Source organism: Pedobacter cryoconitis (assembly GCF_014200595.1).
GTDB lineage: Bacteria > Bacteroidota > Bacteroidia > Sphingobacteriales > Sphingobacteriaceae > Pedobacter > Pedobacter cryoconitis_C.
On sequence record NZ_JACHCG010000004.1, the window covers coordinates 273,767 to 285,502 of the forward strand.

Below are 11,736 nucleotides of genomic sequence, written 5' to 3' on the forward strand. Positions count from 1 at the left end.
TCCTTAATCGTAGAAGTTCCAGCTCAGACCTACCTGAAGTGCCCGGTCTTGCATCGGGTATCTGTTCACCGTATAATATCCTTTAGACTGGATTCCCTGGTTAAGATAGGCGTATTTAACAAAGATATTAGCTTTTCTTAAACTTGCCCTTACCCAAACATCAACAATCGGATAACTATCAAATTTGACTGGTTTGTAGGGAATAGCAGCATCGGGAGCAGATTGACGAATATAAAACTGGCTCACGGATGGGGAATAAGAATAATTCACATATTTTGTATTGTACTTTACGTCCACTCCAAACTCTGTATTTAAAACTTTGAATACCTTCGCCTTCATATACAAACTATTATAAGTATAAAATTCAGGTGTTGGCATAATATCAGGTTTACTTGTTTTCTGATAAACAATGTAACTATCCAGGTTGAACCTGCCGAACTTGAATTTCTTTCCGACCGTTACTTTTAATACGCTAATGCTCCCTGATTCTTGTGCTGGCAGAATAGTCAGTGAGTCAACAGTAGTATTTTTCTGTACAAAATACAGATAGTTATTAATCATATAATATTCTGCACCGGCATCCAGCCCCAGCTTATCATTGATATATTTAAAAGACAGGTTCACTGTTTTCGTTCTGTTAAATGGACTGGCCAGCATCACAATATTAGGTGATACTAAAGGATTGGCGGCCTTAAGTTCAGCGAGTTTTGGGTCCACAGTTGCATTGGTCCAGCCAAAGTGGTTTCCATAATGGGTATCGTAAATTTCTTCTGGTGATTTATTCTGAATATAACCTCCCAAAACTATCCTGCCCAGGTTATTGCTAACCAGCAAATTACTTTTAGCTTCATACATAAAGTCTCCGGCTTGTCTGCCCTGGAAGATTTGCTGTACGTCAAAGTTCAGATCTATCCGGTTACTGAACCTATAGCCCGCAGCCCCCAAAAGCGTTACATTCTGGAATGTCTTCGCGTAATTAGAAAAATACTTATTGTTAACCGTAATTGTCTCTGAAGTAACTACCCCGGCAGCATTTGTATAATTATAAGTATTCGTCTGCGGGAGCACACCCACTATTTGAGAGTAGTTATAAAAATCATGACGGATACCGGCATCCAGTTTCAATTCATTCTTGATGACAGAACTGGATTTTCCACGCAGAAAGAAACTGTATATAAACTCATTTTGTATATGTTTTACAGTAGTACTATCATTGGTATAGGAAAGATCGCGCATACCTGAAGGTAAAACAGTATGGTCATCAGCCTCATTCTTCTGAAAAGCATAAGAATCCTTATCATATTTGATCGTATAAGTAATCTTATTGGTAGGGAGTACTTTTTTAGAGATTTCCTGATCCAGACTATCAATACGGCCAACAAAATAGGTTTGTCTCAGAAAGAAAGTGTTCTTCCTGTAAATTTGCCTGGCAGAATTCAGCCGCACCGACTGAGACATCCGGTCTATGGAAAGGTTATTACTTCCAAAAATATTATCATTGATAATCGATCCGTTTTCATAAGCCTTCAGCGTATTAAAGATAGCATTTGCATACAGTGCGTATCTTTTGTTTGGCGAAGTATACCAGCTAAAAAATGTACCATTCAGTACATCCCCTCTTTGCCTTTGATATAAACCATTAGCACCTATCCTGTTATAACTCGCCCCAACGTTAAAATTCTTTTTAATGTTCTGAGAGTGCATCACCCTAAAAAGCTGCTCTGCCTCCCCACTATATTGTCCGGCAAAATAAATATTACTAAAAGGGGTACGTGCCTGATAATATCTAATATCATCGTTCCCCAGCGCATACCAATCGAGTGAATGGAATCCCGGATTAAAGCCAATCGTTTTGATCGGCTCAAATAAAAGATCTTTAGCGGCAAGACCAATATTTCCAGTATTGATTGTCGGCCTTCTGGGCTGAGCAATCGGGCTGAAATTCTGCATCCCTCTTAAACTTGTATCCAGCGCAAGCGTTTGAATACTATCTTTAGTTAGCTTAAGCGTAGTATAACGGATAAACCTCGAGGTAAAAATAACAGAGTCTTTACTATTTTCCAGCTTACTTCTTAAGGAATCTAATTCTTTATTTTGATTCACTGAAGTCTTAAGGTCCTGAGCAAAAGATTGCTTTGCCCCAAACAAGACACAGCTTAAAAGAAATAAAACAATGGTTTTATACATTATAAAGAAAGAATTAGCTGGCTTAATATTTTCGTCATTTTAGGTTCAGCTGCGCGTGCTGTTTCCAGTATTTCTTCCAAACTTACCGGAACTAAAACATCACCAAAACCTTCATCTGTCAATACCGAAATTGCAAAAACAGGAATGCTCATATGATTGGCAACAATAACTTCAGGAACTGTGCTCATCCCTACTGCATCACCACCTATAATACGTAAATACTTATATTCTGCTTTTGTTTCCAGGTTTGGCCCTGTTACAGAGACATAAACACCCTGGTGACAAGTGATTTTTTCTGCTGCTGCAATGTCCATCGCGCGCTTGATAAAGTCTTTTTGATAAGGCTGGCTCATGTCAGGAAACCTTGGTCCCATATCATTATCATTTCTTCCACGTAACGGGCTTTCAGGTTGCAAATTGATATGATCATTGATAATCATCAAATCACCTTTCTTAAAGTCAGCGTTCAGCGAACCAGCAGCATTAGAGATAAACAGGTGCTGAATACCAAGGGCTTTCATGACTCTGATCGGAAAAGTAATCTGCTGCATGGAATATCCTTCGTAATAGTGTAATCTGCCTTGCATAGCAACTACCTTTTTACCGTTCAGTTTTCCAAAAATCAGTTTTCCAGAATGGAATTCTAAAGTAGAAATCGGAAAATTAGGAATATTGGAATACATCAGACTGAATTCTACATCGATCTCATTCACCAGGCCACCTAATCCGGTACCTAGTATTATTCCTATTTCCGGCTGGAAATTATTGCATTTTAGTTTAATGTACTCAACGGTTTCGTGTAGTGTCTGAAACATATTTTAGGATCTTTTGGTCAAATGTTTTTTTGCAGGCTGCCTCAATATCTATATGAATAGGCAAATAAAATACAGGCAAATTTAATAGTAATTCTTTGATTGTAACATCAAATAAACGTTGCGCATCCTTTTCTGTTGTGATAATAATTTTTTCTTTCGCAGAATCCTGATGAAATGCCTCTGCCAATTTACGCAAATTCCCTAAACTGAATGCGTGATGATCCGGGTAATCATGATGTTCAATCACAGCAGAAAAACCTGAAAGGTAATCAAATAATGGCTTTGGATTGGCGATACCAGTCAATAAGAAGATCTTTTTATCTTTCAGCGATTCTACATTTAGTAATGTACCGGTGAAAAGACCTGTCAGGCTTTTATAATTTATAGCAGAGAAAAAAAGCTGAGCAGCAGATGTTTTATCAAAGTGAGCAGCACATTGCTTCTTCTGCTGAACAGTAATATCCAGAGGTGATTTAGTCACCAATAAAATATCTGCACGTTTATAACCCCAGAAAGGTTCCCGCATATTACCCGCTGGTAATAAAAATTGTGTGGTCAGTAATTTTTGAAATTCAAAGAGCAGGATACTGAATCCGGGGTTCAGTCTTCTGTGCTGAAAGGCATCATCCAGTATAATCACATCATGTGCGTCTTTCAATTGTGTGATTCCTTTTACCCGGTCTTCGCATACGGCTACGGTCACTTGTGGAAATTTATGATAAAATTGCAAGGGCTCATCCCCTATCGACTTTGCAGTAGCAGTCTGATCTGCGTATATAAATCCTTTCGTCTCTCTTCCGTAACCTCTGCTTAAAATGGCAATTTTATAACCGGCCATTAAGTGCACCAGATATTCGGTTACCGGACTTTTTCCTGAGCCACCCACAACCAAGTTGCCTACACAAATCACAGGAATATCGAACCGGGTAGATTTGAACAGCCCCCAATCATAGAGCTTGTTTCTAAAAATAACCACGATACCGTATAAAACAGAAAAGGGAAGTAATAATAACCGGATGTATTTTATCATGCTATAGATTCAGAAGCGGTCTGAAATTTCAGCTAAATTGAAACCGCTCTTCAAAAATAAGAATTATTTTCCTGCGCCATGTGGTCTGTTAGCAGAATATCATATAGTAGAATGGATTGACAGGCAATAAAATAAAAAACTATCTTTGTGCAAACAACAATATTATATCATGCTCAAAGGATTTTTTAACGTACCAACACCTGAGAACGAACCTATTTTAGGTTACGCACCAGGAAGTAAAGAACGTGAATTATTGAAAGCTGCTTTAGCTGAAGCACGTTCAAAAAAAGGTGACATCCCAATGTATATCGGGGGCAAAGCAGTCCACACTGATAAAAAAGGAACAGTTACTCCACCGCACGATCACCAACACGTTTTAGCACAATATAGCATAGGCGACAAAACTCATGTACAACAGGCAATTGATGCGGCATTAGCTGCAAAGCCTCAATGGGAAAACCTGCCATGGGAACAACGTGCAGCTATATTTTTAAAGATCGCTGAGTTAATCTCGGGTCCGTATCGTTATAAATTAAATGCAGCAACAATGCTTGGTCAATCAAAAAATGCTTACCAGGCAGAAATTGATGCAGCTTGTGAGCTGATAGATTTCTTACGTTTCAACGTAAGTTATATGGCTGACATTTATAAACAACAACCTCCGGTTTCTCCAAAAGGTGTTTGGAACAGAGTTGAACAACGTCCTTTAGAAGGGTTTGTTTTCGCTTTAACTCCTTTCAACTTTACTGCTATCGCGGCAAACCTGCCAACATCAGCAGCATTAATGGGTAATGTTGTCGTTTGGAAACCTGCCGATACTCAGGTTTATGCAGCGAATTTATTGATGGAGATTTTCAGAGAAGCAGGTTTACCTGATGGCGTAATCAACTTGGTTTATGTAGATGGCCCTGAAGCTGGAGAAGTAATCTTTAACAGCCCTGATTTTGCTGGTATTCACTTTACAGGTTCTACTGCTGTATTCCAGAACATCTGGAAAACTATTGGTACAAACATTCATAAATACAAAACATACCCTCGTATTGTAGGTGAAACTGGTGGTAAAGATTTTATCCTGGTTCATGCTTCTGCTGATGCTGAGGTTTCAAGTACGGCTATTTTACGTGGTGCTTTTGAATACCAGGGACAAAAATGTTCTGCTGCTTCGAGAACTTACATCGCGAAAAGTTTATGGCCAAAAATTAAAGAATTGATGTTGCGTGATCTTGCTACCTTCAAAATGGGTGGAACTGAAGATTTCAGCAATTTCGTAAATGCAGTGATTGACGATCGTTCTTTCACTAAACTGGCGAAATATATTGATCAGGCAAAAGCTGACAAAGGCGTAGAAATCATTGCTGGTGGAAATTACGATAAATCTAAAGGTTACTTTATTGAGCCGACAGTTTTAGTTGTTGATGATCCTAAATACACGACCATGAGCGAAGAATTGTTCGGTCCTGTATTGACTGTATATGTATATGATGATGCAGATTTTGACCAGGTATTAGCGTTAATCGATACAACTTCGGGGTATGCTTTAACTGGTGCTGTGATTGCTCAGGACCGTTATGCTATCGATAAAGCATCTTATGCTTTACGTAACGCGGCTGGTAATTTCTATATCAATGATAAATGTACTGGTGCTGTAGTTGGTCAGCAACCATTTGGCGGTGCCAGAGGTTCAGGTACAAATGATAAAGCGGGTTCAATGATTAACTTATTGCGCTGGGTTTCTCCACGTACAATCAAAGAAACATTCGATCCACCAAAGGATTACCGTTACCCATTTATGGGCTAATCAAAACATAAAAAAAGCCGGTTAATACCGGCTTTTTTTATAACATTATAATTTGTAGTAAATTATTTCTGATCAACAGCTGTTTTGGCCGGAGCTTCAACTTTAGGTTTAGTCAGACCATCCATCTTAAATACAGAGGAAATATGATCATTAGATTCTGTGGTTACTCCCAGATCTTTGATTAATCCTGTTTCCAAACTGTAAACCCAACCATGGATACCTAATTTCTTTCCATTTCCCCATCTGTTTTGAACAATAGATGTTTTAGTCAGGTTAAATACACCTTCTATAACATTCAGTTCTACCAGTCTGTCTGTACGTTTTTTATCATCTGATATCCTGTCCAGTTCATGATAATGCAAACGGTAAGTATCTTTTATATTTCTTAACCAGTTATCAATAATTCCGAATTGCTTGTTGCTCAACGCTGCTGCAACACCACCACATCCGTAGTGTCCGCAAACAATGACGTGTTCTACTTCTAATACGTTTACCGCATAATCCAGTACACTTAACATATTCATATCTGTATGTACCACAACATTTGCAATGTTGCGGTGAACAAAGATGTCACCAGGATTGGTATTGGTAATCTGGTTGGCTGGTACTCTGCTATCTGAACAGCCAATCCATAAAATTGGTGGCTTCTGTCCAGCAGATAAACGGTCAAAAAAGGTAGGGTCTTCCGCTAAAGTTTTCGCTACCCAGTCTTTATTACCTTGTAATAATCCTTCGTAAGTGATATCGTGATTGTGGGATTCTAATTTTGCACACATAATATTTATATTTTATGAATATCTTCAATAATTTTGTCAGTTATCTTTGGTACTATATAATGCTCTTTTATCTCAACTAAGGTAACTATAATCCCCTTTGTATAAGCATTATGTTTGAAATTGTAAATGGTTTCCAATACATCCGGATGGATATATCTGGAGTTGCTTCCATCAATAATTACATTGGTTTCCTGAGGGATTTTTGTCAATACAACCTGTATCGCCGCTTTGTTCAGAAATGATACTTCCTCAGACAATTTGATTCTCAGGTTCTTTTTGTTCCCTTCTTCATGGATTTTGTAAAAGAATGGGTTACGCATATTGGTCCGCAGTAAATAAAACACAGACAACAACATGCCGATGGCCACACCTTTTAATAAGTCAGTTAATAAAACAGCAACCACAGTAATCACAAATGGAACAAATTGATCCCAGCCTTTATGATACATATGTTTGAATAAACTGATTCTTGTCAGTTTGTAACCAGTCACTAACAGGATCGCTGCCAAACAGGCTAGTGGAACCATATTGATCAATCCCGGAATAAACAGGAAAGACAATAGTAACCAGCAACCATGTAAAATGGCAGACATTTTAGTCTTTCCACCGGCATTTACGTTTGCAGAACTTCTTACAATTACAGAAGTCATAGGTAAACCGCCAAGCAAACCACTCGTCATATTTCCCAGTCCCTGTGCAATCAGCTCTCTGTTGGTTGGTGAAACTCTTTTTACAGGATCAATCTTATCTACAGCCTCGATACTCAGCAACGTTTCTAAACTTGCCACAACTGCTATCGTTAAGGCAACAATCCAGACTTCTTTATTGGTAATGGCAGAAAAATCCGGCATCGTGAACAGGTTCGAGAACTCGCCCCATCCGCTCACAACAGGAATATTAACCATCTGTTCAGCTTTTAACGCGAATTGTGTTTGCTGAAAAAACAAAGTTAATCCTATACCTAGTATAACAACCAGTAACGGAGCCGGTACAGCACTCAGCTTTTTGAATTTTGGCCAGAAGATCAGGATAGCAATGGAAAGCACAGTGATGATTATTGCAGCCGGATTGAGCATTTTTAGCGCCTGTCCTACAATATTAAACATCGGACCACTACTTAAGCTTTCATCCAGAAAATCTTTATCTACACCTAATGCATGTGGCAGTTGCTTTAAAATCAGGATTAGTCCAATTGCAGCAAGCATCCCTTCAATTACACTCGAAGGAAAATAGTTGCCAATTGTACCTGCTTTGACCATACCCAGCACAATCTGCATCAATCCCGCCAGCATCACTGCCAGTAAAAATGTCTGGTAACTGCCCAGGTGAGCTATAGCCCCCAATACAATTACCGTCAAACCAGCAGCAGGGCCACTCACACTTAACTGAGATCCACTGAAACTGGCAACAACTATTCCTCCAATAACACCAGTGATCAAACCGGCGAATAATGGGGCGCCCGAAGCCAGGGCTATTCCCAGACACAACGGCAGGGCCACTAAAAACACGACTATACTAGCCGGGAAATCGCGCTTTAAATTCTTTTTTAAGATATATTTCTTCAATCCAGCCTTTGAGGAGATTGAGTTTCCATTCTGCATAACATTAATGCTAATTATTACTTATAATTATTTAACTACGCTTAATCCCAATGGGTTTAACCGTTTAATCAATAAGAATTAGCAAAAGTTAGGCGGCGGAGTGGGTACCGATGGATGATAGGGATCTACATACCGCTTGAAGTGATCAATATAACAGTTCCTGATTCCGAAATCTACCAATAAAGGCACATAGGTATAGGTGTTATGAAAATCAATTGGTTTATAGTCGATGAATTTGAGTAAAGATTTTCCTGAATCACAATCAGAACTATGTTCCTGCTCTAATTGAAGAATAACACTTTTAATGGTATTCTTATCCATATGACCGACAAATACTGGCGCAGCAGAAATAACCATCTTCACGGTGAAGATGCTTATAAAGGCTATAACAATATGTAATCGATATTTATAAAAGGACATTCTGTGTGTATTCAGCTTTTTTTACTTTCCAAATGTAATACCCAGGAGCACTTTTTACAGAAAAAATATGTAAAAAAAATGTAATTAAGTTTTCAGGAGCCTGTTTCATTTTCAAAATTCCCAAGATTACCTGTGGATTAATTTAGCATTAAATGTACTTTCGCAGTTCCTAAACCTGATCACAATACCATACCTATGAAAAGATCCCTGCTAACCCTGGTTTTGTTTTATCCGCTGTTAGTCTTCAGTCAAAGTAATAATGCGCCTTCTTCTTATGATATCCATGATATTAAAATTACTGGTTATCTACAAACGCAGTTTCAAAAAGCACAATCCCCGGGGATTTCATCTTTTTCGGGCGGAGATTTTGCTGAAAACTCTGATAATCGTTTTATCATCCGCAGAGGCCGTCTTAAAATTGACCGGGTAGATAAATATTCCAGTATAGTCTTTCAGATTGATGCAACACAAAACGGCGTGCAATTAATGGATGCCTTTATTCAACTTCATCAACCTGACAATAAACGGTTTCAATTAACCGCAGGTCTTTTTAACAGACCTTTCGGTTATTCGATTGTTTACTCTTCCGGTTACCGGGATTTTCCTGAACGCGCCAGGGTTTTTCAGACTATTATGCCACGCGAACGTGATATTGGTGCGATGTTATCGTATCAACCCATTAAAGAGCTTCGTTTTCTGAACATAGACGTTGCTGTGGTTAATGGAAGCGGACTTTTTGCAAGGGATTATGATTCAAAAAAAGATGTGATCGGTAATCTTTCGTTTAAATTTGACAGTCTGGCCAATAAGAAACTCCACATCGGTTTTGGCGGATCAATTTATAAAGGCTCAGTACGCAATGGTACCGAGAGTTACTATACAAATAATGGAAATGGGTTTACTAAAAATACAGATCCATCTTACAAAGGTGCCAATTTGAAAAGGAATTATTATGGTGGAAATGTGCAGATCCAATATGATAACACCTTTGGAACAACCAGTTTAAAAGCTGAATATGTTGCTGGTGTACAACCAGGAGTAGCCGCTTCAAGTTCAGTTAGCGGTACACTGGCCAGTCAGAGCTTTTCTACTCAGCCAGCTACTGACCTATATCTGCGTAATTTTTCAGGTTATTACATCTGGTTTACCCAGCAGATTTTAAAAAGCAAGTTTAGTGCCTTGCTTGCCTACGACGTTTATGATCCGAACAGTAAGATCCATGAAGATCAAATTGGCCTGGATAACAATACAACTGCGGGTGATATTAAATTTAGTACCCTGGGTTATGGGATGACTTATTTATTCAGTTCACGTTTAAAACTGACAGTTTATAACGAACGGGTAATCAACTCTCCTACTCAATTGACAAATTATACTAAAGATGTCAGAGACGATGTCTTTACCACCCGTTTACAATACCGCTGGTAATCCGGCACCTTTTAAAATCCGTCTTGTTTGAACAGAAAATAAGTGATAAACAATTTTAATTTATAAATTTAAAAACGTTCCTATACATTTATAAAAACTGAGTTTAATTCCATGGATAATAAGATAAAGTTACTACAGGATAAAATAGAACAGGCACATGCAGGCGGAGGCCTTCAAAGAATAGATAGTCAACATAAAAAAGGTAAACTGACAGCCAGAGAACGCATCCATTTTCTAATGGACGAAGGTTCTTTTGAAGAGATCGGGATGTTTGTCACCCACCGAAGTACAGACTTTGGTATGGAGACAGAAAAATATCCTGGTGATGGTGTAGTGACCGGTTATGGAAATATCAATGGCAGGCTTGTTTATATTTTTTCTCAGGACTTTACCATCTTCGGAGGCTCCCTTTCTGAAACTCACGCAGAAAAAATATGTAAGATTATGGAGATGGCGCTCAAAACCGGAGCTCCCCTGATCGGATTAAATGATAGTGGTGGCGCCCGTATACAGGAAGGTGTAGTATCATTAGGTGGATATGCAGATATCTTTTACCGCAATGTACAAGCATCCGGGGTAATTCCTCAACTTTCAGCAATTATGGGCCCATGTGCAGGAGGTGCAGTTTACTCTCCTGCAATTACCGACTTTACACTGATGGTAGAAAACACCTCTTATATGTTTGTTACTGGTCCTAACGTGGTTAAGACAGTTACGCATGAAGAAGTCAGCTCAGAAGAGCTGGGCGGTGCAAGTACACATGCTACCAAATCAGGAGTTACTCATTTTTCTTGTGTAAATGAGCTTGACGCCATTAATCATATTAAACAATTACTGAGTTATATGCCACAAAATTGTGAGGAAACCCCTTCAATTTTAGCCTATCAATCAGACCAGGATGAAGCCAGACCATCCTTAAATAAAATTATTCCTGACAATGCAAATCAACCTTATGACGTTAGGGGTGTAATTGATCAGCTGAGCGATTCCGGTAGTTTCCTCGAAGTACATAAAGATTATGCAGAAAACATTGTCGTTGGTTTTGCCCGCCTTGCGGGAAGGAGTATTGGAATTGTAGCGAATCAGCCAGCTTACCTTGCCGGGGTACTAGATAACAATGCTTCAGTCAAAGCAGCACGTTTTGTCAGGTTCTGTGATTGCTTTAACATTCCATTACTGGTGCTGGAAGACGTTCCCGGATTCCTTCCCGGTACAGATCAGGAATGGAATGGTATTATCAAGAACGGCGCAAAATTACTTTATGCATTCAGCGAGGCTACGGTACCAAGAATTACTGTAATTATCAGAAAGGCATATGGTGGTGCCTACGATGTGATGAATTCCAAACACATTGGTGCAGACATGAATTATGCATGGCCAACCGCAGAGATTGCTGTAATGGGCGCTAAGGGTGCAGCAGAAATTATTTTTAAGAAAGAAATAACCAATGCAGCTGATCCTGCCGCTAAACTACTGGAAAAAGAAAAGCTATATGCTGAAATCTTCGCCAATCCCTACCGGGCGGCAGAACGCGGTTTTATAGATGAAGTTATTGAACCTGCACAAACCCGTACCAAATTAATCAGGGCATTTAAAATGCTGGAAAATAAAGTTGTGAATAATCCACGTAAAAAACACGGAAATATTCCGTTATAAAGAGAACAAATTCAAATAAGTTAAA

Annotated in this window: 9 protein-coding genes; 3 read left to right on the top strand and 6 right to left on the bottom strand. The window is 38.8% G+C overall.

Translation table 11 applies throughout. The features are described from left to right. Positions 1-3: 3 nt before the first annotated feature. Genes HDE70_RS20945 through lpxK form a run of 3 tightly spaced genes read right to left on the bottom strand, consistent with a single transcriptional unit; the run spans position 4 to position 4,032 of the window. Positions 4-2,187 (bottom strand): putative porin, encoded by a 2,184-nt coding sequence (locus tag HDE70_RS20945; RefSeq protein ID WP_183891746.1) that lies wholly within the window; start codon positions 2,185-2,187, stop codon positions 4-6. After that, positions 2,187-3,002, bottom strand: a complete 816-nt coding sequence (locus HDE70_RS20950; RefSeq protein WP_183891747.1) for a purine-nucleoside phosphorylase — start codon at positions 3,000-3,002, stop codon at positions 2,187-2,189. The genes HDE70_RS20945 and HDE70_RS20950 overlap by 1 nt, the downstream gene beginning before the upstream one ends. After that, entirely contained in the window at positions 2,974-4,032 is a 1,059-nt protein-coding gene (gene lpxK, locus HDE70_RS20955) for a tetraacyldisaccharide 4'-kinase (RefSeq protein ID WP_183891748.1), read from the bottom strand. Before lpxK ends, HDE70_RS20950 begins: the two co-directional genes overlap by 29 nt. A 169-nt stretch (positions 4,033-4,201) precedes the next feature. On the opposite strand from lpxK, the gene pruA reads away from it, so the two are divergent. Further along, on the top strand, positions 4,202-5,830 hold the full coding sequence (gene pruA / locus HDE70_RS20960) for an L-glutamate gamma-semialdehyde dehydrogenase (RefSeq protein WP_183865917.1): 1,629 nt from the start codon (positions 4,202-4,204) through the stop codon (positions 5,828-5,830). Between the two features lie 62 nt (positions 5,831-5,892). Here the strand turns inward: pruA and can are convergent, their stop codons facing one another. The 3 genes from can to HDE70_RS20975 form a co-directional block, all read right to left on the bottom strand. Next, positions 5,893-6,606 (bottom strand): carbonate dehydratase, encoded by a 714-nt coding sequence (gene can, locus HDE70_RS20965; protein ID WP_183865918.1) that lies wholly within the window; start codon positions 6,604-6,606, stop codon positions 5,893-5,895. A gap of 5 nt (positions 6,607-6,611) precedes the next feature. Beyond that, entirely contained in the window at positions 6,612-8,207 is a 1,596-nt protein-coding gene (locus HDE70_RS20970) for a SulP family inorganic anion transporter (RefSeq protein WP_183865919.1), read from the bottom strand. Between the two features lie 78 nt (positions 8,208-8,285). Beyond that, positions 8,286-8,564 (bottom strand): hypothetical protein, encoded by a 279-nt coding sequence (locus HDE70_RS20975; RefSeq protein ID WP_260161879.1) that lies wholly within the window; start codon positions 8,562-8,564, stop codon positions 8,286-8,288. 258 nt (positions 8,565-8,822) lie between these two features. Between HDE70_RS20975 and HDE70_RS20980 the strand changes: the two genes are divergently transcribed. Both HDE70_RS20980 and HDE70_RS20985 read left to right on the top strand, forming a co-directional pair. Continuing rightward, positions 8,823-10,055 carry a porin gene (locus HDE70_RS20980; RefSeq protein WP_183891749.1) on the top strand — a complete coding sequence of 411 codons (1,233 nt, stop codon included), beginning with the start codon at positions 8,823-8,825 and terminating at the stop codon, positions 10,053-10,055. Between the two features lie 111 nt (positions 10,056-10,166). Then, the gene (locus HDE70_RS20985) at positions 10,167-11,711 is read left to right on the top strand and encodes an acyl-CoA carboxylase subunit beta (RefSeq protein WP_183891750.1); all 1,545 of its coding nucleotides are present in this window, start codon (positions 10,167-10,169) and stop codon (positions 11,709-11,711) included. The last annotated feature ends 25 nt before the right edge of the window (positions 11,712-11,736 follow it).